Here is a 25,678-nt window from a genome sequence, read left to right as displayed (position 1 = left end):
GCCTTACCTTGCTCAGCTGTCGAGCAGGGCAGACCGGAGTCCGGCGAGTTCATCATCGGCCAGCCCGTTCGCCAGCAGGTAGTCAGAGGCTGACCCCCACCGCGCATCGACCTCGTCGAGGACGCCGTGCATCACCTCTGCAGGCGACAGCGTCGCAAGGGCGATGGCGTTCTCAGAATGCGGGTGGTGCTGCTGCAGATACGAGATGATGCGACGGTTGCGCTGCTCGGGAAGCTGCGACGCAGTGAGCGCATAGTCGGCGATCACTTCTTCTCGATGCGCCTCGACCGCCGAGAGCGCCAGGGCGACAGTCACACCAGTCCGGTCCTTTCCGACCGTGCAGTGCACCAGCGTCCGCTCACCGCGAGCAATCACACGGACAGCCTCGGCGAGACGTTCTCCGCTTTCCTCGAGAAGGTGGCGGTACATCTCTTCGAGTCCCATGTCATCGTCGAAGAACGACGCGACCGAACCCAGAAAGAGAGGCAGGTGGGTTGTCGCGATCGACGTCACTGCAGACGGAGCGTCGGCGAGTTCCTGGCCGTCGCGCAGGTCGACGATGCGATCCACTCGCCGCTCGAGCTCGGTGATACCGGCCTCGGTCGCGCCGACAAGGCTTCCCGACCTCAGCAGCATCCCTTCGCGCACCCGACCGCGTGCGCCGGGCATCCCACCGACATCACGCGCATTGAAGACTCCGTCAATCGCGAATACTGTCACTTCGTCGCCTGCTCACCACGCGGCAGCACGGGGTAGCGTCCGGCGATCACGATTCGGTTGAACGCATTGATCGAGACGCACGCCCAGCTCAGCGCGGCATACTCCTTCTCGGTGAACACGCTGCCGACCCGGTTGTACACGTCATCGGACACGCCCTCGTCAGAGATGAAGGTGAAGGCTTCCGCGAGTTCGAGGGCTGCTCGCTCGCGCTCCGTGAACACACCGCTCTCACGCCAGGTTGCGATCTGCGTGATCGTATCGATGTCGATGCCGGCGCTGACTGCACGATCGAGGTGCACGCGAGTGCAGTATGCGCAGCCGTTCAGCTGCGAGCAGTGGATCATCACGAGCTCTTTGAGGCGGTCGTCGATGCCGTTCGTCCTGCAGATCTCGCCGACGGTTCGGGAGAACTCTTCCAGCGCCTTGTAGGCGGCAGGTTCCGTCTTCGACAGGTGCACTCGCGTCTCGCTCATGCACCTCAGCTTAGGCTCAGCCCGAGATATTAGCGTTGCTTGGAATGTCTGGATCTCAGCGGATAGCGAGTGTCGACGGCGTGCGAGGGGTGGCCTCGCTGGTCGTCGTCGTCTATCACTGCAGCCTCATCGCGATGCCGCACCTGGACAGCACTCTCGCAGCATGGCTGACGCAGAGCCCCGGCAAACTCGCATTCGCCGGCACGGAGGCCGTTCTGGTCTTCTTCGTCCTCTCGGGCTTCGTGGTCACTCTTCCGGTGCTGCGCGCCGGCTTCTCCTGGTCGCGCTACTACCCCACACGCGTACTGCGGCTCTACCTGCCTGTCTGGGCTTCCCTCGTTCTCGCAACGGTGCTGATCGCTCTGGTTCCCCGCGATCACTCGACGATGCCAGAGGGTTCATGGATGCGCGATGCGCAGGCTGCGAGCGTGACGTGGAGCTCTTTCCTTGATGAAGCATCACTGGTCCCGGCGTCTTACGACATCAACAATGTGCTGTGGTCGCTGCGCTGGGAGCTGATCTTCTCACTCGCGCTTCCGCTCTTCGTCGCTCTCGCCGTCGCTGTCCGCCGGCATGCGATGGCCGCGGCCGTCATCGCCTGCGTCTTGACCGTCGCTGGCCGCATCGTCGAGATAGACGCGCTCGTCTATCTGCCGGTGTTCATGCTCGGAGCACTCATGGCCGTCCGTCTGGATGATCTGCGAGTCTGGATGCGGCGACCTCGCGGCGCGCTCTTCTGGCCCGGCGCGACGATCATCGCCCTGATGCTTCTCATCGCCAGCTGGCTCGCGCGACCGATCGCTGACGCCGGAAGCATCACGAGCCGAGCACTGTGGGGACTCGCCGGCGTGGGAGCGGTGATCATCATCATCGCGGCCATCGGATGGCCACGATTGAGCGGCCTGCTCGAGCGTCGCGCAGCGCAGTGGCTCGGTCGGGTCTCCTACAGCCTCTATCTCGTGCACGTTCCGCTGCTTGCCACCCTCGTCTACCTCTGGGGCGCATCCAGCTGGCCCTGGGCGATCGCGGTGGGCTTTCCGGCGAGCATTGTGCTGGCGGCTCTGTTCTATCGCTTCGTCGAGGCGCCGGCGCATCGCTTGTCGCGATTCATCGGGTCCGCGGTGTCGCAGCGCGTACGATCACTCCTCGCCTGAGGATGCGTAGCCACCGGTCACACGCCGGACCCGCCGCTTCATGCGTCCGGTGACGTGACGAGACCGTGCGAGCACCGACTCGGGGCCGGATGCCGCGTGCTTCCGCTCCCACGCCTTCTCCATCTCCCGCGCCCACGCCCGCGTCACGGCCTTGTCGTCGAATCGTTCAGATGTGGCGATCGCCCGCTTGCGCATGGCCTCGACGGCGTGTGCCGGCATCTGCTGCAAGTCGACGATCCGGCGTGCCAACGCGTCGATATCTCCCGCTGCCACCAGAAAGCCGTTCCTGCCGTCGACGATGAGATCCGATGGACCATAGGGGATGTCGTAGGCGATCGGGATGCACCCTGCGGCCATTCCTTCGACGAGCGCGAGCGGCAACCCTTCGGCGGTCGATGTCAACAGCATGAAATCCGCTGTTGCGAAGCGCGACCGTGCCGCGGGATCGTGTCCACGCAAGTGCACGCGTTCTGCGACGCCCAGCGATCGGATCGTCTTCTCCAGAAGCGGCCTGCGCTCCCCCTCGCCGAAGATGTCGACACTCACCTCGACAGTCTCAGATGCACGCGCGACCGCCTTGATCGCGTGTGAGACGCGCTTGCGCTTGATCAGAGACGACAGCATGAGCCCACTGCCGCGCAGGTGCGACCGATCATCTCCGTGCGGGGCCTGTGCCCCGTCGAAGCCGTTGGGAATCACGGCGAGGTTCTGCTGCGAGCCTAGGTCCGCGATCAGATCGCCGCGCTGCCGCGTGGTCAGCGTCACGACGGAGTCGAAATCCGACAGATTCTCGAGCACACTGCGACGCGATGCGCTGAGAGATGACCCGTCCGCCGTGCGGTGCGAGCCGTGCAGAACATGCATGGTCACGACATTCGAGCGCCGGTAGGTCCGCGCGAACCGCGCAGCGGTCTTCGAATCCACGATCATGAACGTCTCCTCGCGGCCCAGGATCTGATCGAGCCAATAGCGGTAGACGCCCCACACGCTCCCCCAGCTGCGCCGAGGCGTGCCGTCTCGCTCATACATCACGACACTTCGAGTGCCCGTGGCCTCGTCGCGACGATCCGTTACCAGGATGCTGCCGTCCTCGCGGAATCGATCTGCAGCGATGACTTTGCCGGCCGAGAGTCGTTCACGGGTCAGGACAACCCCGTCCCGTCGATGCTCGACAGCGTCGCCTCCGGCCGCGAGGAGCTCGTGCCCACTCTCGGGCCGGCTCTTGCCCGCTCTCGTCTCGTGCTCACGCAGCCAGTCCCAGATGTTGACGAGTCGCATGCCATCGATGAGTTCACCTGCTGTGCGCAGCTCTCGCTCGACGTCTGCGTAGTCGAGCCGGTCGTCCAGCGTCAGGATGTCGACAGGACGTCCGCCTAGGCGGACGATGGCTCGAGAGCGATGCAACAGTGCACCAGTCATTCCGCCGAACGAGTCCGGGATGCTCCACGTCAGCGCAACCTGACGGCCCGGACGGAAGCGCGGGGTGAGGATAGAAGGCCGCATGGCGACGACGGTAACAAGTACTGCTGTGAACCCTTCACATTCACTCAAACCCAAATTGCTCGCCTGTATCACGGATTATTAAGCAGTATGCTGACCAAGATCCCCAACATGTCTGTCAGATTGCTCCCGAGTTTCACCCGAGCACCCATTTCGGAGCAGAATATGGGCGTGCCAACCACCACCAGCGAGTTCCAGTATCTTCCGTTACAGGCTCAGACGCTTGGTGTACCTGTTCCACAGGTCGAACGCCTCACTCTCACGCTCCCCGACGGTCGCACCCTCAGCGCTCTTCGATTCGGCGAAGGCGCACCAGTGGTCACGCTGCTCCACGGCGCCGGCTTGAATGCGCACACCTGGGACACGATGGCACTCGGCCTGCAGGTGCCCACTTTGGCGATCGACCTCGCGGGGCACGGTGATTCATCGTGGCGCGATGACGCCGCCTACACCGCCCGCACGCTCGCGGACGATGTCGCATTCGCCTTGGCCGAGTGGACGACCGCACCACAGGTGCTCGTCGGACAGTCGCTGGGTGGTCTCACCGCGGCGGCAGTCGCAGCATCCCGCCCGCAACTCGTCAGCGACGTGATCATCGTGGACATCACTCCCGGCATCGACACCTCCGGCGGACCCTCGGCACTTCGTGCGTTCTACGAGGGCCCCACCGATTTCGCTGCTCGAGACGAACTCGTCGACCGCGCCATGTCGCTCGGGTTCGGCGGCACACGCGCAGAGACAGAACGAGGCGTCGTCCTGAACACCAGAGTCCGAGAAGATGGCCGCGTCGAGTGGAAGCACCACTTCGCGCACCTCGCTGCCACCGCGCTCGCCGCTCCGACGCCCGAGGCCGCGAACGCAGTGCTCGATGTGAGCGGCTGGGAGGATCTCGCCTCGATCACCGTTCCCCTGACGCTGGTTCGCGCGACCCGCGGATTCGTCAGCGAAACGGATGCTGAAGAATTCCAGCGTCGCCTTCCCGGTGCGGCCGTGGTGGCCATCGACGCCACGCACAATGTGCAGGAGACCGCACCGCGAGAGCTCGCAGCTCTCATCCGCACCACGATCGACACAACGCCCTGACAACGCACACAGCACCCGTCCCGTCCCGTCCCGAGAGGACATCGTAAAGACATGTTCCGACGCACCAGACGCCTCGCCGTCATCTCCGCGCTTGCCGTCGCAGCCGTGGTCCTCAGCGCCTGCGCGGGAGCCTCACCCGACCCGGTGAAGACTTCTGACGGCAAGCCGGACCCTGACGCCACCCTGACCGTCGGTCTCGTGCTCGAGCCGACCAACCTCGATATCCGCCACACCAGCGGAGCGGCGCTCGAGCAGATCCTCGTCGACAACATCTATGAGGGGCTCGTCACCCGCGCGCAGGACAACACAATCGAACCGCGGCTGGCCTCCGACTACGAGGTCTCGGGCGACGGACTCGTCTACACCTTCACGATCGACGAGGGCGTCACCTTCCACAACGGCACGGCGATGACCTCTGCCGACGTCGTCGCCTCCTTCGAAGCCGTCCGCACGGACGCGTCCCTGCAGGGCAACGCAGAGTTCGCCAACGTCGCCTCGATCACAGCTCCGGATGCCAGCACCGTCGTGATCACGCTCAGTGAGCCGAACCAGAACTTCCTGTTCGCCCTCACCGGTCCTGCCGGTCTCATCTTCCAGGCCGGCGACACCACCGACCTGCAGACCGCAGAGAACGGCACCGGCCCCTTCACGCTGCAGAACTGGAGCAAGGGCAGCACCATCACATTCGACCGGTATGACGAGTACTGGGGCGAGCCCGCAGGAATCGCTGAGGTGGTCTTCGAGTACATCCCCGACTTCACGGCCGGCGTCAACGCGGCGCTCGATGGCAGCCTCGACGTCCTCACCGCCGTCGACCCCAATCTCGCCCCTCAGCTCGAAGACTCCGGCGAGTTCGTGATGACGAAGGGCCGCACGACAGACAAGGCGACACTCGCGTTCAACAACGCCAAGGCGCCGCTGAACGATGCTCGCGTGCGCGAGGCACTGCGTCTGGGCATCGACCACGAAGCTCTGATCGAGGCGGTCGGTGCAGGCCAACCGCTCTATGGCCCCATCCCCGAGCTCGACCCGGGCTATGAAGACCTCTCGGATCTCGTTCCATATGACCCGAAGAAGGCCAAGGAACTGCTTGCCGAGGCGGGTCAGGAGGATCTCGAACTGACCCTCACGATCCCCGCGTTCTACGGAACGACGGTGCCGCAGGTGCTGATATCCGACTTCTCGAAGATCGGTGTGACGCTCGAGGTCGACTCGGTGGAGTTCCCCACCTGGCTCGAGGACGTCTACACGAACAAGGACTACGAGCTCAGCTTCGTGCTGCACGTGGAGCCTCGTGACTTCGGAAACTTCGCTGACCCCGACTACTACTTCGGCTATGACAACCCCGAGGTGCAGAAGCTCTACGCCGACGCTCTCGCTGAGACCGACCCGGACGAGAGCGCGAAGATCCTCGCGAAGGCCGCGCGCCTGGTCTCTGAGGATCACGCCGCTGACTGGTTGTACACCGGCGAGACGATCACCGCACTCCGCCCGACCGTGTCCGGCTTCCCGGAGGACTCGATCAACTCGCGCATCAACCTCGCCGGCGTCACGGTCGCCGCGGACTGACGCCGGCTAGCGACCCCGCGTGATCCGCTACACGCTCACTCGAGGAGTCCTGCTCATCGCAGGACTCCTCGTATCGAGCGTGCTCATCTTCGTTACTCTCCGCGTCTTTCCCGGAGACGTCGCTCAGCTCATCGCCGGCACTCAGGCCTCTCCCGCTGCCGTCGAGGCGCTCCGGGAATCACTCGGCCTCAATCGCCCTCTGATCGCCCAGTACGGCGAATGGATCGGCGGAGTGCTCGCCGGCGATCTGGGCACCTCGCAGCTCAGCGGCGCTTCGGTGGGCGCGGAACTCGCTCAGAAGGCGCAGATCACCGTTCCCCTCGGCATCATGTCGCTGCTGATCGCGCTGCTGATCGCGGTGCCCTTCGGAGTCGGCTCAGCACTGCTGCGCGGCCGCGCAGGCGGAACAGCGATCAACGTCACGGCGCAGACCCTGGCTGCGGTCCCGGTGATCTGGGCTGGCATGATGCTCATCGTCGTCTTCGCCGTGTGGCTGGGGTGGCTTCCGGCACAGGGCTTCCCTCGTCACGGATGGGAACAGCCGGGCCAGGCGCTGCAGGCACTGCTCCTGCCTGCGTTGACCATCGGAATCGTCGAGGGCGCGATGCTGCTGCGCTTCGTGCGCAGCGCGACTCTCCAGGCGCGGGGCCAAGATTTCGTTCGCACCGCCGCGGCGAAGGGCCTCACCCGGAACCGCGCGCTCATCCAGCACGGGATCCCCGCCGTCGGTCTGTCGATCGTGACGGTGCTCGGTCTTCAGGTCGCGGGGATCGTCGTCGGCTCTGTCGTGATCGAACAGCTCTTCACACTTCCCGGCATCGGGCGGATGCTGGTGACCGATGTGGGCACGCGGGACCTGGTCAAGGTGCAGAGCGAACTGCTGGTTCTCACCGGCCTCGTACTCGTTATCGGCTTCATCGTCGACCTCGTGCACCACTTCGTTGACCCCAGGCAGAGAGAGGCCGCATGATGCCCCGCTGGCTGAGATCGCTCTGGAGCACCGCCACCGGGCGCTTCGCCGTCATCGCTGTGGGGGTGATCGCACTGGTTGCGCTGATCTCCCTGTTCTGGACGCCGTTCAACCCGCTGGAGGCCGCCGTGCGCAACCGGTGGGCGCCGCCCAGCTGGCCGCACCTGCTCGGCACCGATGGCACCGGCCGAGACATCCTCAGCCTCATCATGGCCGGTGCGCGCACCACGGTGTTCGTCAGCGTCGGGTCCGGAATCGTGGCAACTGTCGTCGGAATCGCACTTGCTGCCCTTGGCGCCCTGACGTTCCGCTGGATGCGCGAGACCGTCGCTGTTCTCGTCGACATCCTCATCGCCTTCCCTGTGCTGATCATCGCGATGATGATCTCTTCGGTCTGGGGCGGGTCGCTCTGGGTCGTCATCTGGGCGGTCGGCATCGGCTTCGGCGTGAACATCGCCCGCGTCACCCGCCCGGAACTGCGCCGCGTGCAGAAGAGCGACTTCGTGCTCGCCGGTCGAGCGTCCGGTCTCACCACCTCGCAGAACCTCGTGCGTCATCTGCTGCCCAACGTCGCGCCGGTCTTCATCGTGCAGCTGTCCTGGTCGATGGCCGTTGCCGTCCTCGCAGAAGCCGGGTTATCGTACCTCGGTTTCGGAGCATCCGTCACAGAGCCGTCCTGGGGCATTCTGCTCGCCGACCTCCAGCGGTACATCGGCATCCACCCGCTCTCGGTGGTCTGGCCCGGGCTCGCTATCACGATCACCGTGCTCTCCCTCAATCTGCTCGGCGACGCGCTGCGTGAGGCGACTGATCCGACGCTGCAGCATCGTTCGGCCGAAATCCCTACCCCGGCGGTGGTCGCATGAGTCTCGAAGTGCACGATCTCGTGGTCGATATCGACGGCCGCCGAGTGATCGACGGTATCTCGTTCGAGGTTCCTGACGGCGCGCGTCTCGGGCTGATCGGCGAGTCCGGTTCCGGCAAGTCGGTCACGGCGCTCGCGATCCTCGGGCTCCTCCCCGACGGAGCGACAGCGCGCGGCAGCATCCTCTGGAATGGAACCGAGCTGATCGGGATGCCCGATCGAGAGCTCGCACACCTGCGCGGCGATGACATCGGAATCGTGTTCCAAGAGCCGCGCACCGCGCTGAACCCGATCAGGACGGTCGGTCGCCAGATCGCGGAGTCGGTGCGCATTCACACCGGAGTCGGCAGACGCGAGGCGCGAAAGCGTGCGATCGAAGAGGCAGCCCGCGTGCGGCTGCCCGACCCGGAAACGATCATCGACAAGTATCCGCACCAGCTCTCCGGCGGACAGCGCCAGCGCGTCGCGATCGCGATGGCGCTGGCGTGCAATCCGCACCTGCTCATCGCCGATGAACCGACGACCGCGCTCGACGTCACGATCCAGGCCGAGATCCTGCGGCTGCTGCTCTCGCTCGTGGAGGAGCAGGGCATGTCGCTGATGTTCATCACCCATGACCTGGCGGTGCTCGCGCAGGTAGCCACCCACGGCGTCGTGCTCGAAGAGGGACGAGTGATCGAGGCGGCTCCGATATCGACGCTGCTCACCGCTCCCTCGTCACCGATCACTCAAGGCCTGCTGCGCGATGCCACCGCGACGCTCTGGCGGCCGGAGGGAACCTCATGAGCCTGATCGAGGCGCGCGGTCTCAGCCGGGATTTCCCGGTGCCGAAGCGGAGCATGTTCGAGCGCGCCACCACGCAGACCGCGCTGCATCCGACAGACCTCGATATCGACGCGGGCGAGTCCATCGGACTCATCGGCGAATCCGGATCTGGGAAGTCGACGCTCGTCCGCCTCCTCCTCGGGCTGGACAGCCCTACGGCGGGAATGGTGACGGTCGATGGGAAGAAGGTGGATGCTGCGGCGCCCGCACGCTCGCTGCACTGGCTCCGGCGGCAGACCGGTCTGGTCTTCCAGGATCCTTACGCATCGCTCGATCCGCGGATGAGCGCAGGTCAGATCATCGCCGAACCGCTGTGGGCGCTCGGGATCGAAGGCGATCGACGAGAGCGCGTGCGCACCGTGCTGACCAAAGTGGGCCTGGAGCCCGAGATGGCGGAGCGCTACCCGCACGAGTTCTCCGGCGGACAGCGCCAGCGCGTCGCCATTGCACGCGCCATTGTACATCGCCCCCGCATTCTCGTCGGCGATGAACCGCTCTCCGCGCTGGACGTCACCGTGCGCGCTCAGGTTCTCGAGGTCTTCCATACTCTGCTCGAGTCCGAAGGGCTGACTCTGATCCTCGTCTCGCACGACATCGGCGTCGTGCAGAGCCTGTGCGACAGCGTCGCCGTGATGAAGGACGGCGCAATCGTCGAGCGCGGGGCGACCAAGGACGTGCTCCTGCACCCGCAGCAGGACTATACGAAGCGCCTGCTCGCAGCGATCCCCGTGATCCCCAGTGGTGGCGTCATCTCCGACGGCGGCGCTTCGACGCCGGAGTGAGCGAACGCTGCAGATAGATCGTCCCGAGCGATCGCCCGAACTTGAATCCCACCCGGCCCATGCGGCCGACCTCGACGAAACCGTGCTTCGCATGCAGGTGGAGCGAGGCCTCGGCACCGCTATCGCTGATGACCGCGACGATCTCGCGCAGACCGATCTGCTCGCACGCCTCGATCAGAGCCTGCAGAAGCGCCGATCCGAGCCCTTTGCCGCCCGCCCCAGGACCCAGGTAGATCGAGTCCTCGACGGTGTAGCGGTACGCGGACTTGCTCGCCCACGGCTGCACGAGCGCGTAGCCGATCACCTGGCTCGACCCGGTCACGGCGACGAGAAAAGGCAGCCGCAGCTTGGCCAGCAGCGCGAACTTCTCACGCCAGTAGCGGTGGGTCGACGCCTTCTCATCGAAGGTGACAGCGGAGTTGGCGACGTAGTGGTTGTAGATCCCACGGACATCGGGCAGATCACCGATGCGCGCGGGTCGGATCACATAGGCGAAGCTGGCCGGTTCCGGCTCGGGAGAGCGCAGATGGCGCGGCAGTCGTCGACGCGTGTCACCAGGCTCGAACTGCACGTGCTCAGTTTATAGTTCGCCGTCCACACGCCAGTCCACCGCCGCAGCGCCCTGCGCGGCGAGCAGGGCATTGGCCCGCGAGAACGGCCGGGAGCCGAAGAAACCGCGACGAGCGGAGAGTGGCGACGGATGGGCGGAGACGATCGCGGGGGTCTCCTCGAGCACGGGGCGCAGCTTCTCGGCATCCTTCCCCCAGAGGATCGCGACCAGCGGCTGATCGCGCGCCACGAGCGCGCGGATCGCGAGTTCAGTCACCCGCTCCCACCCCCACCCCCGATGGGATGCCGGAGCGCCCGGCCGCACCGTGAGCACTCTGTTCAGCAGCAGCACGCCCTGATCGCTCCACGCGGTCAGATCACCGTGCGGGGCCGGCGAGATGCCGAGGTCGCTCTCACGCTCCGCGTAGATATTCGTGAGGCTCCGCGGCAGCGGCCGCACGGCACGATCGACGGCGAACGAGAGCCCGATCGGGTGCCCAGGAGTCGGATAGGGGTCCTGCCCGGTGATGAGCACTCGCACGTCGGCGAGCGGTCGTTGGAACGCCCGCAGCACGTGAGCGCCGTCGGGGAGGTATCCGGCACCGCTGGCCTGCTCGGCTCGCAGTCGCTCGCCGAGCTGTGCGATCGTCTCCGATGCCGGGGCGAGCGCCTCTGCCCAGCCGCGGTCGATGATTCCGTCATCGGCGAGCTGTGCGAGTGAGCGCCCAGGCACCGATTCAGCCCTCGCGCTGTGGACGCACGCGCAGCGGACCGCGGGCGAGCAGGTGCTGTGCGGACTGCGCCACCGGACGCATCGTGATGAGGTCGAGATTCACGTGACCGGGAGCGTCCATGGCGTAGCCGATGACATCGGCGACGTCCTGACCGGTGAGTGGATCATCGACCCCGGCGTAGACCGCTTCGGCGGCGACGCGGTCACCACCGAGACGATTGAGGGTGAACTCCTCGGTGTGCACGAGTCCTGGTGCCACCTCGACGACGCGAATCGGTTCGCCGTTGAGCTCCTGACGCAGCACCCTGACGAGCATGGATTCTGCTGCCTTCGCCGCGTTGTATCCGCCACCGCCCGGGTAGTCGATCCGCGCAGCGGTGGAGGTCACGAAGACCATGTCGGCGTGACCGTCGGCCGCGGCCGCACGGCGAAGCAGCGGCAGCACCCCTGCGACGACACGCTGAGCGGCGAGGACGTTGACGTCGTACATCCACTGCCAGTCTGCGATGCTGCCGTCTTCGACCCGATCAGTGCCGCGTGCACCGCCGGCGACCTGCACGAGGGCATGTACAGGGCCGGATGCTTCGAGCTCTGCGACGAGAGCCGCCACAGCATCCGCCTCGGTGAGATCGCAGGCGATCGCCGATGCGCCGGTCTCGGCGGCGAGCGTGCGCAACCGATCCTCACGGCGAGCGACGCCGACGACGTCCCAGCCTCTGGCACGCAGGTTGCGCACCGCAGCCTCGCCGATCCCAGAACTCGCCCCTGTCACCACTGCACGCCTTGTCACCATGTCTCCACCGTACGACCTGGCCGCGTATTTTCGCGCATGCGGCATGTTACGTAACATTTCCGGGCTGTTGTCGGCACCGGGGTTGTTCCGTACTCTCGCAGGAATGGCATCCGCCGTACCGACCTCACTACCAGCCCTGGAGGAACTCATGTCCGCACCCGAGACCTGGCGTTTCGAGACCAAGCAGATCCACTCCGGTGCTGCTCCCGACCCGGTGACGAAGGCGCGCGCGACGCCGATCTACCAGACCACGTCCTACGTGTTCGACAACGCCGACCACGCCGCGAACCTCTTCGCGCTCGCTGAGTTCGGCAACATCTACACCCGCATCCAGAACCCCACCCAGGATGTTCTCGAGCAGCGCCTCGCAGCCCTCGAAGGCGGCACCGGCGCGCTCGTGCTCGCCAGCGGCCAGGCCGCGTCGACGTTCGCCGTGCTGAACATCGCGCAGGCCGGAGACCACTTCGTCTCGTCGAGCTCGATCTACGGCGGAACCTACAACCTCTTCAAGTACACCCTCGCCAAGCTCGGCGTCGAGGTCACCTTCGTCGAGAACCAGGATGACATCGAGGAGTGGCGCGCAGCCGTCCGCCCGAACACGAAGCTGTTCTTCGCCGAGACCATCGGAAACCCGAAGATCAACGTGCTCGACATCCAGGGCATCGCCGACGTCGCTCACGACAACGGCATCCCGCTGATCGTCGACAACACGATCGCTACCCCGTACCTGATCCGTCCGTTCGAGCACGGTGCCGACATCGTCGTGCATTCGGTCACCAAGTTCCTCGGCGGCCACGGCACGACCATCGGCGGCGCGATCATCGACGGCGGCAAGTTCGAGTGGTCCAAGAACGCCGAGAAGTTCCCCGAGCTCACCCAGCCCGACCCCTCGTACCACGGGGCTGTCTACACCGCTGCGGTCGGCGACGCGCTCGCGTACATCATCAAGGCGCGCGTGCAGCTGCTCCGCGACCTCGGCTCCGCCATCGCGCCCCAGAGCGCGTGGAACCTCATCCAGGGCGTCGAGACGCTCTCGCTGCGCATCGAGCGCCACGTGCAGAACGCACAGGAGATCGCAGAGTGGCTCGAGGGTCACGATGACGTCGCCTCGGTGAACTACTCGGGGCTCCCCTCGTCGCCGTGGTACGAGAAAGCCAACCAGTACGCGCCCAAGGGCGTCGGTGCCGTGCTGTCGTTCGAGCTCAAGGGCGGCGTGGAAGCCGGACGCGAGTTCGTCAACAGCCTGTCGCTGTTCAGCCACCTCGCCAACATCGGTGACGTGCGCTCGCTCGTCATCCACCCGGCATCCACCACGCACTCGCAGCTCTCGCCCGAGGCGCAGCTCACCGCCGGCGTCACGCCGGGCCTGGTGCGCCTGTCCGTCGGACTCGAGAATGTCGATGACCTCAAGGCAGACCTCGATGAGGCTCTTGCCGCGGCACGACGCGTGTCGGAGGCCGCTCGCGCCTGAGCATCCTCTCGCATTACCGCACGGATCTCGCAGATTTTCTTCGGAACTCTGCGAGATCCGTGCTTTTCTGTCACGTCAGCCGGCGCACCGCACGTAACGTGGGCCCCCGCGGGTGACGGGCAGGCGACAATGGAGACATGGACTGGCAGAGCACCTCTGAAGACACGGTGCCCTCGGCGCGCGTGACCGAAGCGGATGCACGACTGCTCCGTGCTCGCCCTCCCGTGACGGGAGCCTGGCGAGACGGGGATCCTGCGGGCGATCGACAATTCGCCTCTTTCGGCGCCTTCCGCACCGAGACCGGGGCAGAGCTGCCGAGCATCCGCATCGCGTACGAGTCGTGGGGCGAACTCAACGCCGCGAAAGACAACGCGATCCTCGTGCTGCATGCCCTCACCGGCGACAGCCATCTCCGCGGCGACGCAGGCGCCGGACATCCGACAGCGGGCTGGTGGGAGGACATCGTCGGTCCTGGCGCGGCGCTCGACACCGACCGCTGGTGCGTGATCGCCCCCAATATGCTCGGCGGATGCCAGGGCTCCACCGGCCCCGCCAGCATCGCCCCAGACGGTTACGAGTGGGCGTCGCGTTTTCCCTACGTGACCGTGCGCGATCAGGTGGCGGCCCAGGTGCTCCTCGCCGACGCGCTCGGCATCGAGCGCTGGTCAGCGGTCGTCGGCGGATCCATGGGCGGGATGCATGCGCTGGAGTGGGCGATCATGCACCCGGAGAGAGTCGAGCGCCTCGCGGTGCTGTCCTCTCCCCCGGTGAACACCGCCGATCAGATCGCACTGAATTCCGTGCAGCTGGAGGCCATCCGCATCGATCCCCGATTCCAGGGCGGCGAGTACTACGACCAGAGCGTCGGCGAGGGCCCGCATCGCGGACTTGCCCTCGCCCGACGCATGGCGCTGCTGAACTACCGGAGCCCCATCGAGCTGAATCAACGCTTCCAGCGTTCGTGGCAGTCGGATGTCTCACCGCTCGGACACGGCGGCAGATTCGCCGTCGAGTCGTACCTCGACTTCCACGGCAACAAGTTCACGCGCCGCTTCGACGCGAACAGCTATCTCACACTCGTCGAAGCGATGAACTCCCACGACGTCGGTCGTGGCCGCGGGGGTGTTGAGACAGCACTGCAGTCGATCACAGCGAAGACGCTCGTGCTCGGCATCGACACCGATCGACTGTTCCCCGTAGACGGCCAGCAGCGCATCGCACGCAGCGTGCCGCACACGATCGACGACGGACAGACCGTCGTTCTCACGAGCGACTTCGGGCACGACGGATTCCTCATCGAAACGGATGCTGTCGCCATGCACCTGCAGCGGCTGCTGGAGGCCTGAACCCGGGGTTCAGTCCCGCGTGTACCGCCAGGGCATCATGTCGGTCTCCAGCCGGTGCCGCCCAGTACCACCGCTCGGATGCTGCGCGTCGCCTGCCCAGACGAACACCCCACCGCCCAGAAGGTACGTCGTGTAGGTCTCAGGAACTGTCACGGATGCCAGAGCTTCTGCGATGCTCGTGTGCTCGGCCAATGCACTCAACGTGATCCAGGTCGGTGGAAACAGCATCAGCGAACCCTGGGCGTGGCGCTGCAGAGCATCGACCGGTGAGAGCCACGCCGCTTCCATGACCTCGTGCGGAGCGGGATGGATCTCGCCTTCTGGCGCGTGCGCGAGGAAGAACCAGGTGCGCACACGCTTCGGTGCTTCGACGGGCGGCACCCAACACGAGAAGACCCGCGCATCGATCGGCCGCAGCCCGACCTCCTCTTCGCACTCCCGCACGGCCGCACGAGCGGCGATCTGGACCTCGTCTTCGCCGGCCACGATGTCGCCGGCCTCGACGATGCCGCCGGGGAACACCCATGCGCCGCCGAAAGATCCCCGGTCCGGGCGTTGGATCAGCAGCGTCTCGATGCTCGCTTCGCGCTCACGCAGAAGTACCGCAGTCCCGCCGTCGAGCATCGCCTGTGCCATGGCATCACCCTATGCCGCGTACCGCTCCGCTGTGCTGCGCCGTTCGATTCGGAAAGCAATCGCGGTGATCGCCAGCCCGACGATCGCAAGCGCTGCGCCGACCCACGCCGGAGCGGTGAAACCCCATCCTGCCGCGATCACGACTCCACCGAGGAACGCTCCGAGGCTGTTGCCGATGTTCAATGCGGAGTGGTTCATGGCTGCCGCGATCGACTGGTTGTCGCCGGCGACATCCATCAGGCGCGTCTGAATCGCCGGGCTCAGGATAGAAGAAGTCAGTCCGACCGCGAAGGCGAGCACCGCAAGCAGAATGATCTGGAACGACAGCAGCGCCAGCAGAGCGAGCACGAGCACGAGTCCGGCCATGCCGATCAGCAGTGTGCGACGCAGGTCGCGGTCTGCCATGTGGCCGCCGAGCAGGTTACCGACCGTCATCCCCAGGCCCACGACGACGAGCACGATCGGCACCGCCCATTGCGGAGCATCCGCGACATCGGTGACAAGCGGTGCGATGTAGCTGTAGACCGCGAAGAAGCCGCCGAACCCGATGGCGCCGATGCCGAGCGTGAGCCAGACCTGCCCCACCCTGAAGACGCCCAACTCTGAGCGCAGCGTGCGTCCGGGGTCACCCGGATGCTTCGGCACGAACAGTGCGATCGACACCGTGGCCAGGGCGAAGACGAGCGTCACCACGAAGAATGCGGTGCGCCACCCCCATTGCTGTCCGAGGAAGGTGCCCACGGGCACACCGACGACGTTCGCGATGGTGAGCCCGGTGAGGATGAACGCGACGCCCTTCGCTCGATTGCCAGGGCCCAGCACGTCGGCGGCGACCAGTGCGCCGATCCCGAAGTACGCGCCGTGCGGAAGGGCTGCGAGCAACCGGGAAGCACCGACGAGGCCGAACGTCGGCGAGATCACTGTGAGGGCGTTGCCCACCGTCAGAGCGATCGCGAGGCAGATCATGACGCGATTGCGGGGGAAGCGCGCCACCAGGCCCGCGATCGTCGGAGCACCGATGACGACGCCGAGTGCATACAGCGAGATGAGGATGCCGGTCTGCCCGATCGCCTCATCGGGCGAAGTCGCCCACAGGGATGGGAGCAGATCCTGGGCGATATCCGGCAGCAGGCCCATGATGACGAACTCGGTCATGCCGATTCCGAAAGAGCCGATGGCGAGAGAGAGGAGCGCCATCTTCGCCGCACCCCTCGAGAGAGTCGAGGAGTGATTCACCCGTTAAGCGTACTGGGCTATTCGGGGTCGGACTGCTCGATCGCCGCTTCCAGTCGCTCGATCTTCGCGTCGAGCTCACCGGAGTACCCAGGACGGATGTCCGCTTTCAGCACGAGCGATACGCGGGAGCCGAACGGCTGCACTGCGTCGACGGCGCGCTTTACGACACCCATGACGGTGTCCCAGTCCGGGCCTTCGATCTCGGTGAACATGCTGGTGGTGCGGTGCGGCAACCCTGATTCGCGCACGACCTTGACAGCAGCGGCGACGGCATCGTGAACGGAGCCATCGGTGTTTCCGGTTCCGCCGGGAGCAACGGAGAATGCAATGAGCATGGTGTTCCTTTCAGTGGGGGTCAGTTGCGTCTGCCCACACGCGCGGCAGGCACTCGGGTCAATGCGCGGATCGCAATGACCAGGAGCACGATGACGAGCACATTGCGCGCGGTGAGCAGCAGCACGGGCAGCCACTGCGCATGCAGCAGCCCGTCGTACGTCAGCGGATAGACCAGGCAGGTCAGCCCGCTGAGCACCAGCACGATTCCCGCCGGAAGGCCGGAACGAGTGCGATCGAACACGATCCAGAGGATCACCGGTGCGATCAGCCAGGACTGGAACTGAGGAGAACCGACCTTGTTCGTCACGATCAGGGCTGCGACCAGTGCCAGCGCGAGTGGTGGGAACAGTCGGGGAAACGATGCCCCGCGGCTCGCCTTGATCGCCCCTACGACGAGGATCCCTACCGCGACGACCGCCATGAGCGGAGTGAGTACCGCAGCGAGCACGTCGACGCCGGGCGCGCCGATCTGGAAGGTCAGAATCTCGAAGCTGTAGTCGACGGATGCCGCCCCCGCCGCCGCCATCCACATGAACGGTGTCGCGAACACTGCTTCGATCTGCAGTCCGCGCCCGGTCTGTTCGGTGAGGAATCCGAAGAGGTGCTGGTCCGCGCCGAGCAGGAACAGCAGCACGATGACGGCAGCACTGGTGGCGAGGAACACCAGCAGGATCCGCATCCGGGTGCGCGTAGCCGCGATCGCAGCGACAACGAGCGCCCCTGGCCAGATCTTGACCCATGCGGCCACGGTCAGAAGGAGCGCGGCGATGGCCGGTCGCTTCACGAGCCAGCATCCGGCGATCACGGCCATCGGCACGGTCACCGCGTCGATGCGGTACATGGCGATCGGCCCCATCAGCGCGAGCGCCGCCGTCCAGAACCAGCCGGCGGAGCGCCGGGCTGCCGTCCCGGTGCGTCCTACCAGTACGGCGAAGGCGATTGCGTCCAGCGCGGTGATGAGCACCGCCCATCCGATCAGGTACGCGCCCATGACCCCGACGAGCCCGTTCAGGGGCCATGCGATCAGCTGCGTCAGCAGCATCGGCAGCAGCGCTGGCTGCGGGTACACCCACGACTCCGTGATGCCGACGATCGCCCCACCGGTGAGAGCGGACTGCGACCACGGCTGGTAGACGAGAGTCACATCTCCCATCGGCTGCGATGGATACAGCCACCCGAGCGCTGCAATCAGCACATGGACGGCGAGGAACACGGCCCACAGGCCGGCAGTGCGCATCCTCACGACAGCAGCTCTCCGATGGCCGCCGGCAGTGCCTCCGCGACATCGAGCGCAACGATCGGGTGCCCGCGGCGCCCGTCAGTCGTACCGGATGCCAACGCGGCCGCGTATCCGTGCAGCCATGCACCCGCTGCGGCGACATCTGCGAGCGGTGCACCAGCATTCGCCGCGGTCAAGGCGCCGAGCATCCCTGCGAGCACGTCGCCCGTACCCGCCGTAGCGAGCCAGCCAGGGCCTGCCGAGACAGCGGTCACGACCCCGTGTGACGACGCGATGAGCGTGGTCGCGCCCTTGAGCAGCACGGTGATCGACAGCGTGCGCGCCACCTCGGCGACATCGGCCTCCGTGTCGCTGCTGCCGCTCGCGACGAGCCCGAGCATCTCGCGCAGACGCGCGAATTCCCCGGCATGCGGCGTCACGATCAACGGTGCCGCCGCCCCGGCGATGAGGTCGAGAGCGCCGGCATCGACGATCACCGGAGCGGGTCCGGCGAGGATCTCCTGCAGCGCGCGCGTCTCGTCGGCACTGCGGGCCGCGGCATCCGTGCCCGATCCGATCACCCAGGCATCCACGCGCGTGCCGCCGATGTCTGCGGCAGCGACGGTCTCCGGGCGCCGGGCGATCACCGCGTCGGCTGCCCGCCCCTCGCCGACGAATCGGACATACCCTGCCCCCGCACGCCATGCCGCGTCGACACCGAGCACAGCGGCGCCGGGATAGGCGTTCGATCCGGTGCGAAGGGCGACGACACCGCGGGAGTATTTGTCGTCCGTCGACGTCGGCACGCGCAGCAGGCGCACCGTATCCGTACGGGACCAACTGCCCACATCGACCATGGGTTCAACGCTAGCGCGCTGACCCGGGTCCTGCGCACGATACCTTCGAGATGTGACTCTCCTGTTCTCCCCGCTCAGCATCCGTTCCGCCACCTTCTCGAACCGCCTGTGGGTGTCGCCGATGTGCATGTACAGCGCAATCGACGGCGTCGTGCAGGAATGGCACCACACCCATCTCGCGCAGTTCGCCTCGGGCGGTGCGGGGCTCATCGTCGCCGAAGCCACCAGCGTCACCCCGGAAGGCCGCATCTCGCCACGCGACACCGGCATCTGGAATGACCAGCAGCAAGACGCGTGGGCGCCGATCGTGCAGGCGATTCATGACCGCGGGAGTCTCGCCGGCATCCAGCTCGCGCACGCGGGGCGCAAGGCATCAACGTGGTGGCCATGGGCCGACCAGCAGGGATCCGTTGCCGAGGCTGACGGCGGATGGCGGACGGTCGCGCCCTCTGCCATCGCGTTCGAGGGTTTCGCCGAGCCGGTCGCGCTGGATGCCGCGGGTCTCGAGCGCATCGTGGAGGGGTTCCGCACCGCTGCGCAGCGGGCCCTGGATGCCGGGTTCGACGTGCTCGAGCTGCACGGCGCCCACGGGTATCTGCTGCATCAGTTCCTCTCTCCGCTGTCGAACCGGCGAGAAGACGAGTACGGCGGGTCTCTCGAGAACCGTGCCAGGCTCCTGCTGCGCATCGTCGAGAGTGTGCGCGATGTCGCAGGCTCCGACGTGCCGATCTTCGTGCGGATCTCCGCCACTGATCACGCCGAGGGCGGGTTCACCGTGGCAGAGGCCGCCATCGTCGCGGAGTGGGCGATGGAGCGGGGCGCTGACCTCATCGACGTCTCCAGCGGCGGGCTCGTAGCGCACCAGAAGATCGACGTGCACCCCGGGTATCAGGTGCCGCTGGCCGCTGCCGTGCGCCAGGATGGACGCATCCCGGTCGCAGCCGTCGGCCTGATCACCACGGCAGAGCAGGCCGAGCAGATCCTGGTCGAAGGATCAGCCGATGCGATCTTCGCCGCACGCGAGTGGCTGCGCGACCCGCATTTCGCGTTGCGGGCCGCGCATGCGCTGACAGCAGACGTCCAGTGGCCGTCACAGTACGAGCGCGCACGCTGGCGCTGAGGGGCGTCCCCTACCGGCCGCGCACCTTTCGCGTCGCATCCTGCACCTCACCGACGAGCTCTTCGATGATGTCCTCGAGGAACAGCACCGCGGTCGTCTCACCCTGATCGTTGCGCACCCTGGCGAGATGGCGACCTGCGCGACGCATGATCGCCAGGGCATCTTCGAGATCGGTGCTCTCCTGCACCGGCACCATGTGGTGAATGCGCTTGGCGGGGATCGGCGCAGCAGTCAGCGTCTCCGCGTCCTCCCCTTCTGACGCCCGAAGGATGTCCTTCAGGTGCACGTATCCGACCGGCATGCTCTCGTCGTCCACGATCACGTAGCGCGAGAAGCCGTAGCGCGCCACAGCGCGCTCGATGTCGTCAGGCGTCGTGGCCTGCGGCAGCGTGACGAGGTCGCTGAGCGCGACGGCCACATCGCGGGCCTTCTTGTCGGTGAACTCCACAGCCTTGGCGACGGCTCCCGAGGCATCCGAGAGCACGCCCTCGCGACGTGACTGGTTGACGATCGTGGCGACCTCGTCGATCGTGAATGTCGAGGCTGCCTCGTTCTTCGGCTCGACGCGGAACAGGCGCAGGACACCATTCGCTGCCGTGTTGAGCACCCAGATCACGGGGTGGAAGATCTTCGATATCCACACCAGCGGCGGAGCGAGCATGAGCACCGCACGATCAGGGATCGAGAACGCGAGGTTCTTCGGCACCATCTCACCGAAGACGACGTGCAGGTAGGAGACCAGCACGAGCGCGATGACGAAGGCGACGATGTCCACGACAGCATCCGCCCACCCGAAAGCGTGCATCGGGATGCCGAGCAGATGGTGGATCGCGGGTTCGGACACGTTGAGGATCAGCAGCGAGCAGATCGTGATACCGAGCTGCGAAGTCGCGAGCATCAAGGTCGCGTGCTCCATCGCGTACAGCGCCGTCTTCGCCGCGCGCGAGCCCTCCTCCGCTCGCGGTTCGATCTGCGAGCGGCGGGCAGAGATCACGGCGAACTCCGCGCCGACGAAGAAAGCGTTCGCGATCAGCAGGACCACGAGCCAGACGATTCCCGACCAGTCGTTCATCGGATCTCCTCCTCAGCATCGGCATCAACAGGAGACGGCGTGTACCGAATGCGGTCGACGCGACGGCCATCCATGCGGACGACCTGCAGGATGCCGGAGTCGAGGGTTACCTCATCACCGGTGGAGGGCACGCGTTCGAGCACGCTCATCATGTAACCGCCCACGGTGTCGTACACGTCTCCTTCTGGAACGCGCACGCCGGTGCGACTACGCAGTTCATCAGGGCGCAGTTCGCCGGGGAATGTGATCGAGTCGCGCCCTTGAACCACACCGGCACGGCTGCGGTCATGCTCGTCAGCGACTTCGCCGACGATCTCTTCGACGAGATCCTCGAGAGTGACGATGCCCGCTGTTCCGCCGTACTCGTCGACGACCACAGCGAGCTGATAGCCCTTGGCCCGCAGCTCGGAGATCAGCACATCGAGGTGCTGGGTCTCCGGGACGCGCAGCGGTTCGGTCGACAGGGCGCCCACCGGCACCTCGGAGCGTCGATCACGCGGCACGGAGACGGCGGCCTTGAGATGGACGACACCTGTGATGTCGTCCAGATCGTCGTCGTAGACGGGGAAGCGGCTGTGGCCCGTTCGTCGTGCGAGCTGGATGACGTCTTCGGCGGTGTCTCCTGCGGCGATCGCATGCATGCTCGGACGCGGAGTCATCACATCATCGGCTGAGAGTCGCGAGAAGGTCAGTGTTCGATCGAGCAGGGAGGCGGTATCGGCTTCGAGCACGCCAGCGCTGGCCGAGCGTCGCACGAGCGATGACAGCTCCTCTGCGGTGCGCGCGCCGGAGAGCTCTTCCTTCGGCTCGATCCCCACCGATCGCAGGATGCCGTTGGCACTGCCATTGAGCAGGAGGATGGCCGGTTTGAAGACCGTCGTGAATGCGACCTGGAACGGCACGACGAGCTTTGCGGTGGCACGCGGCAGCGCGAGGGCGAAGTTCTTCGGCACGAGCTCGCCGAGAATCATCGACACGACCGTGGCGAGGGTCATCGCGACGACGGTCGAGATCGGCCGGACAGCGCCTTCGGCCACGCCCGCCGCACTGAGCACGGGTCGGAGGAGGTTCGACAGCGCCGGCTCCATCGTGTATCCGGTCAGGAGCGTAGTCAGCGTGATACCGAGCTGCGCGGACGAGAGATGTGTCGAGGTGTGCTTGAGGGCACCGATCGTGATCGCGAGGCGGGACTCGCCACGAGCCTGGCGCGCTTCGAGTTCTGCGCGGTCGAGATTGACCAGTGCGAACTCACTCGCGACGAAAAGACCTGTTCCGACTGTGAGGAGGAGCCCCACGCCCAACATGACGTAATCCATCAGACGCTCCCCTCCGTGGAGTGGCAGCGCGGGCAGTGGGGCGAAGTACTACAACTGGGAGGGTCGTCCATGGTGCCTATGATTCTACCGATCCCTCCGCCGCGCCCTTCTGCTTTTGCTGTGAGTTTCGGGGAGGGCGCTCGCGCTGCTGTTTCCCGGCTCGGGCTGCTGTTTCCTGGCTCGCGCTGTCATTCGCTGTTCGCGCGGCAGAAGCTTCAGCAGCGCGAACAGCGAATAGCCGCGCGAAGCGCGTTAAGAACGCCTGCGCGGCGGCGGAAAGCGAGATGGCAGCCCATCAGCGGTGAGGATGCTGTAGAGCCGAGCCGGATCCCGATGATCCGGAGTCCGCCACCGTGACAGAGCCGACACCTGTCGACGGAGCGCGTCCGCGCGGTCCTTCTCTTCGAGCAGCGCCTGCTCGGGAGTACGTCCGTTGAGGATGTCAGCATCGAAGTATTTCCCCGTGCCGTCGAACTCGCCCACGTGGTCCTGGTCCGGAAAATAGAAGTCCGATCTCGCTACCTTCCCGCCCGGAGGATGGAACTCCTTCTGCAGCACGGGCTTCGGGAACCCCAACCTGTCGAGCAGCACTCTGGCTTCGCTCTCACGGACAGAGTCGGAGAGACTCGTGCTGAAGTCGATCGCCATCGGCACTCGCGCGTACCCGCGTCTCTGATTCACCTCGAGCGCACTCAGAACAGCTTCGCGCGCAGCGAGTGGACCGCCTCCCCTTCTCGCCCACAGCGCCTGGTCGAACGCGATGACCCCGGCGGTGAAACTTCCTTCTGCTGCAAGATCGACCGCTGTCTGCGCCGGCGAGGTGACCAGGTGCCCGCGCCACTCGAGCAGATCCACGCCACCGAATCCCAGCGCGCGGCGGCGGACAGCACCGGATGACCGGCCGCCGGTACTCTGCGCGATGCGCACGTCCACTGGGTTCGGCCACCGACCGATCCGATCGATCGCGTGGATGGCTGCGGCGGCGCTGTGCGTGAAGACAAGCGGGCCCCGCGCACGGTCTGCAACTTCAAGGACCCGTACGAGGTGCTGTTGCATCCATGTCAATCGCTTCCATTCCGCATCGCGCACATAACTGCCTGCGATGACGCGTTGAAACACGCCCTCGCGCACCCGCTGCTTGAGCTTCCGATCGTTCAGGGGTCCGCCGTCGCGCTCGCGTCGACGATGCACGATGATCGGGTGCTCGGTCTGCATCACCATGCCTGGATGCTGACACAGTCACGACAGCATCCGGATCGCCAGGCGCACTCTCGAACAACCCGAGCGATATCGCGTTCTGTGGAGAACGAGTCAGCACGGCGAGTCGCTCCCGCTCGCGCTGTCATTCTCTGTTCGCGCTCCTCAAACTTCAGCGGCGCGAACAGGAAACAGCAGCGCGAGACAAGAAACAGCAGCGCGAAGCGCGACCCAACAGCGCGCGCTACCAGCTGATGGGCAACGCCTTGCCCTCTTCGTATCCCGCAGCCGATTGACGCCCGACCAGCGCACGCTCGTGGAATTCCGGCACAGACGCCGCTCCCGCATAGGTGAACGACGACCGCACACCCGAAGTGATCATGTCCAGCAGATCCTCGACGCCAGGACGCAGCGGGTCGAGGTAGATCTTCGATGAGGAGATCCCTTCGGCGAACAGCTCCTTGCGCGCGCGCTCATAGGCGTCGAGGCGCCCGAACCGCGCCTGCACGGCCTTCGTCGATGCCATCCCCCACGACTCCTTGTAGATGCGGCCTTCGTCATCGGCCTGCAACCGCCCCGGAGCTTCGAGCGTGCCAGCGAACCAGGAGCCGATCATGACGGATGCCGCGCCTGCCGCGAGCGCGAGAGCGACATCGCGCGGGTAGCGCACTCCCCCGTCGGCCCACGCGTGCGCACCGGCTTCCCGAGCTGCTTGCGCTGTCTCGAGCACTGCGGAGAACTGCGGGCGTCCCACCGCGGTCATCATGCGGGTGGTGCACATCGCGCCGGGTCCGACGCCGACCTTGAGGATCGTCGCTCCCGCCTCGACGAGATCGTTCACGCCGTCGGCCGTGACGATGTTGCCCGCAACCAGAGGGATGCCGAGGTCCAGCCCCGCGACGATGGCGAGCGCACGCAGCATGCTCTCCTGATGACCGTGCGCGGTATCGACGACGAGCACGTCCACCCCGGCAGCAGCCAGGGCGCGGGCCTTCGCGGCGACGTCGCCGTTGATGCCGATCGCCGCCCCGACCGCGAGGCGCCCGTGCGAGTCGGTCGCGGGTGCATAGAGAGTGGACCGCAGTGCGCTGCGAGCGCTCAGCGTGCCGACGAGGTGGCCGCGGTCGGTCACCGTGACGAGCTCCGCACCGGTCTCAGTGATGACGTCGAATGCGCTGCGGGCGTCGGCGGCGTCTTCTGCATCGAGTGAAGGAGTCCCTGCGTGCACGAGGTCGCCGAGGCGGGCATCCGATAGTGCGGTGGCAAGGCGTGAAGCCGAGAGGATGCCGGCGATCTCGGATGCTTCGATCCGCCCCGTCCCTTCCGCGACGACCACACCGTGTCCGCTCACCGGCGGCAGCAGCTCCCGCGCGTCAGCCACGGTGGCCGCTGGCGACAGCACGAGAGGCGTGTCCCACGCCACCGGCTGCGCCTTGACATCGCGGATCGCAGCATCCAGCTCCTGCAGCGGCATGTCCTGCGGGAGGATGCCGATCCCCCCACGTCGCGCGAGCACAGCAGCGAGCCTGGGCCCGGTGACGGAGTTCATATTCGAGGCCACCAGCGGGATGGTCGCAGGCGTCCCGTCGTGAGGGGCGAGATCGACTTCGAGGCGACTCGTGATTCCTGACCGCCGAGGCACGAGAAAGACATCGGAATAGGTGAGATCTACAGCGGGCTGCTCACTGACGAACTTCATAACTACACGGTAGCTTTCTCGTCGCTTCTTCGTGCCTGTGTCGGTGCGTCGCCGCACGTTCCCGCGCGGCAGAACACGTTAGGCTAGTAGGCAGAACGCGCATCCCTGGGAAAACCGAGGATTTTGCGCGTCGACAGATCTTCAGCGATGAAAGAGG

At 66.0% G+C, this 25,678-nt stretch carries 25 protein-coding genes; 10 read left to right on the top strand and 15 right to left on the bottom strand.

Going from position 1 to position 25,678, the window contains the following annotated elements:
- Positions 1-12: 12 nt before the first annotated feature.
- The gene (locus ACN0RC_RS02025) at positions 13-720 is read right to left on the bottom strand and encodes a tyrosine-protein phosphatase (protein WP_417508381.1); all 708 of its coding nucleotides are present in this window, start codon (positions 718-720) and stop codon (positions 13-15) included.
- Positions 717-1,193 carry a carboxymuconolactone decarboxylase family protein gene (locus ACN0RC_RS02020; RefSeq protein WP_417508380.1) on the bottom strand — a complete coding sequence of 159 codons (477 nt, stop codon included), beginning with the start codon at positions 1,191-1,193 and terminating at the stop codon, positions 717-719. Before ACN0RC_RS02020 ends, ACN0RC_RS02025 begins: the two co-directional genes overlap by 4 nt.
- 44 nt (positions 1,194-1,237) lie before the next feature.
- Between ACN0RC_RS02020 and ACN0RC_RS02015 the strand changes: the two genes are divergently transcribed.
- A complete protein-coding gene (locus ACN0RC_RS02015) occupies positions 1,238-2,347 on the top strand; it encodes an acyltransferase family protein (protein WP_417508379.1) in 1,110 nt (369 codons plus the stop codon).
- Here ACN0RC_RS02015 and ACN0RC_RS02010 read toward each other — a convergent pair.
- Positions 2,333-3,850 carry a glycosyltransferase gene (locus tag ACN0RC_RS02010; protein ID WP_417508378.1) on the bottom strand — a complete coding sequence of 506 codons (1,518 nt, stop codon included), beginning with the start codon at positions 3,848-3,850 and terminating at the stop codon, positions 2,333-2,335. The two genes, ACN0RC_RS02015 and ACN0RC_RS02010, sit on opposite strands and share 15 nt — an antisense overlap.
- Positions 3,851-4,012: 162 nt before the next feature.
- On the opposite strand from ACN0RC_RS02010, the gene ACN0RC_RS02005 reads away from it, so the two are divergent.
- The 6 genes from ACN0RC_RS02005 to ACN0RC_RS01980 are packed head-to-tail and all read left to right on the top strand — an operon-like array spanning position 4,013 to position 9,941.
- On the top strand, positions 4,013-4,930 hold the full coding sequence (locus tag ACN0RC_RS02005; protein ID WP_417508377.1) for an alpha/beta fold hydrolase: 918 nt from the start codon (positions 4,013-4,015) through the stop codon (positions 4,928-4,930).
- A 51-nt stretch (positions 4,931-4,981) separates the two neighbouring features.
- Positions 4,982-6,499, top strand: a complete 1,518-nt coding sequence (locus tag ACN0RC_RS02000; RefSeq protein WP_417508376.1) for an ABC transporter substrate-binding protein — start codon at positions 4,982-4,984, stop codon at positions 6,497-6,499.
- A 19-nt stretch (positions 6,500-6,518) separates the two neighbouring features.
- On the top strand, positions 6,519-7,469 hold the full coding sequence (locus ACN0RC_RS01995) for an ABC transporter permease (protein ID WP_417508375.1): 951 nt from the start codon (positions 6,519-6,521) through the stop codon (positions 7,467-7,469).
- Positions 7,466-8,335, top strand: coding sequence for an ABC transporter permease (locus tag ACN0RC_RS01990; RefSeq protein ID WP_417508374.1), 870 nt, complete (start codon positions 7,466-7,468; stop codon positions 8,333-8,335). The genes ACN0RC_RS01995 and ACN0RC_RS01990 overlap by 4 nt, the downstream gene beginning before the upstream one ends.
- Entirely contained in the window at positions 8,332-9,120 is a 789-nt protein-coding gene (locus ACN0RC_RS01985) for an ABC transporter ATP-binding protein (RefSeq protein WP_417508373.1), read from the top strand. The genes ACN0RC_RS01990 and ACN0RC_RS01985 overlap by 4 nt, the downstream gene beginning before the upstream one ends.
- Entirely contained in the window at positions 9,117-9,941 is an 825-nt protein-coding gene (locus tag ACN0RC_RS01980; RefSeq protein ID WP_417508372.1) for an ABC transporter ATP-binding protein, read from the top strand. The genes ACN0RC_RS01985 and ACN0RC_RS01980 overlap by 4 nt, the downstream gene beginning before the upstream one ends.
- On the opposite strand, the gene ACN0RC_RS01975 is transcribed toward ACN0RC_RS01980, so the two are convergent.
- From ACN0RC_RS01975 to ACN0RC_RS01965, 3 genes are read right to left on the bottom strand one after another with little or no spacing between them, the layout of a single operon-like run.
- Entirely contained in the window at positions 9,907-10,512 is a 606-nt protein-coding gene (locus ACN0RC_RS01975) for a GNAT family N-acetyltransferase (protein WP_417508371.1), read from the bottom strand. The genes ACN0RC_RS01980 and ACN0RC_RS01975 overlap by 35 nt on opposite strands.
- Before the next feature lie 9 nt (positions 10,513-10,521).
- On the bottom strand, positions 10,522-11,223 hold the full coding sequence (locus ACN0RC_RS01970) for a uracil-DNA glycosylase (protein ID WP_417508370.1): 702 nt from the start codon (positions 11,221-11,223) through the stop codon (positions 10,522-10,524).
- A 4-nt stretch (positions 11,224-11,227) separates the two neighbouring features.
- Positions 11,228-12,016 carry an SDR family oxidoreductase gene (locus ACN0RC_RS01965; protein WP_417508369.1) on the bottom strand — a complete coding sequence of 263 codons (789 nt, stop codon included), beginning with the start codon at positions 12,014-12,016 and terminating at the stop codon, positions 11,228-11,230.
- 148 nt (positions 12,017-12,164) lie between these two features.
- Here ACN0RC_RS01965 and ACN0RC_RS01960 point away from each other — a divergent pair, with 148 nt between their 5' ends.
- Positions 12,165-13,487 carry a bifunctional o-acetylhomoserine/o-acetylserine sulfhydrylase gene (locus ACN0RC_RS01960; protein ID WP_417508606.1) on the top strand — a complete coding sequence of 441 codons (1,323 nt, stop codon included), beginning with the start codon at positions 12,165-12,167 and terminating at the stop codon, positions 13,485-13,487.
- Between the two features lie 137 nt (positions 13,488-13,624).
- Positions 13,625-14,833 carry a homoserine O-acetyltransferase MetX gene (metX, locus tag ACN0RC_RS01955; RefSeq protein WP_417508368.1) on the top strand — a complete coding sequence of 403 codons (1,209 nt, stop codon included), beginning with the start codon at positions 13,625-13,627 and terminating at the stop codon, positions 14,831-14,833.
- A 9-nt stretch (positions 14,834-14,842) separates the two neighbouring features.
- On the opposite strand, the gene ACN0RC_RS01950 is transcribed toward metX, so the two are convergent.
- From ACN0RC_RS01950 to ACN0RC_RS01930, 5 genes are read right to left on the bottom strand one after another with little or no spacing between them, the layout of a single operon-like run.
- Positions 14,843-15,469: an NUDIX hydrolase gene (locus ACN0RC_RS01950; protein WP_417508367.1), complete on the bottom strand. Its 627-nt coding sequence runs from the start codon at positions 15,467-15,469 to the stop codon at positions 14,843-14,845.
- 9 nt (positions 15,470-15,478) lie between these two features.
- A complete protein-coding gene (locus ACN0RC_RS01945; RefSeq protein ID WP_417508366.1) occupies positions 15,479-16,666 on the bottom strand; it encodes an MFS transporter in 1,188 nt (395 codons plus the stop codon).
- 56 nt (positions 16,667-16,722) lie between these two features.
- The gene (locus ACN0RC_RS01940) at positions 16,723-17,040 is read right to left on the bottom strand and encodes a thiamine-binding protein (protein WP_417508365.1); all 318 of its coding nucleotides are present in this window, start codon (positions 17,038-17,040) and stop codon (positions 16,723-16,725) included.
- 20 nt (positions 17,041-17,060) lie between these two features.
- Positions 17,061-18,278, bottom strand: a complete 1,218-nt coding sequence (locus tag ACN0RC_RS01935; RefSeq protein ID WP_417508604.1) for a hypothetical protein — start codon at positions 18,276-18,278, stop codon at positions 17,061-17,063.
- A 2-nt stretch (positions 18,279-18,280) separates the two neighbouring features.
- Positions 18,281-19,117: an ADP-dependent NAD(P)H-hydrate dehydratase gene (locus ACN0RC_RS01930; protein ID WP_417508364.1), complete on the bottom strand. Its 837-nt coding sequence runs from the start codon at positions 19,115-19,117 to the stop codon at positions 18,281-18,283.
- 52 nt (positions 19,118-19,169) lie between these two features.
- On the opposite strand from ACN0RC_RS01930, the gene ACN0RC_RS01925 reads away from it, so the two are divergent.
- Positions 19,170-20,237, top strand: coding sequence for an NADH:flavin oxidoreductase/NADH oxidase (locus tag ACN0RC_RS01925; protein WP_417508363.1), 1,068 nt, complete (start codon positions 19,170-19,172; stop codon positions 20,235-20,237).
- Positions 20,238-20,247: 10 nt separating this feature from the next.
- Here ACN0RC_RS01925 and ACN0RC_RS01920 read toward each other — a convergent pair whose 3' ends face one another.
- The 4 genes from ACN0RC_RS01920 to ACN0RC_RS01905 all read right to left on the bottom strand — a co-directional run bounded on the left by ACN0RC_RS01920 (position 20,248) and on the right by ACN0RC_RS01905 (position 25,521).
- Positions 20,248-21,309, bottom strand: a complete 1,062-nt coding sequence (locus tag ACN0RC_RS01920) for a hemolysin family protein (protein ID WP_417508362.1) — start codon at positions 21,307-21,309, stop codon at positions 20,248-20,250.
- Positions 21,306-22,625: a hemolysin family protein gene (locus tag ACN0RC_RS01915; RefSeq protein WP_417508361.1), complete on the bottom strand. Its 1,320-nt coding sequence runs from the start codon at positions 22,623-22,625 to the stop codon at positions 21,306-21,308. Before ACN0RC_RS01915 ends, ACN0RC_RS01920 begins: the two co-directional genes overlap by 4 nt.
- Positions 22,626-22,877: 252 nt before the next feature.
- Positions 22,878-23,846: a hypothetical protein gene (locus ACN0RC_RS01910; protein ID WP_417508360.1), complete on the bottom strand. Its 969-nt coding sequence runs from the start codon at positions 23,844-23,846 to the stop codon at positions 22,878-22,880.
- Positions 23,847-24,066: 220 nt separating this feature from the next.
- Positions 24,067-25,521, bottom strand: a complete 1,455-nt coding sequence (locus ACN0RC_RS01905; RefSeq protein ID WP_417508359.1) for a GuaB1 family IMP dehydrogenase-related protein — start codon at positions 25,519-25,521, stop codon at positions 24,067-24,069.
- Between the last annotated feature and the right edge of the window lie 157 nt (positions 25,522-25,678).

It is taken from the genome of Microbacterium sp., from assembly GCF_048259935.1.
Taxonomy (GTDB): Bacteria; Actinomycetota; Actinomycetes; order Actinomycetales; family Microbacteriaceae; genus Microbacterium.
This window is presented reverse-complemented; position numbering and strand designations above follow the sequence as displayed.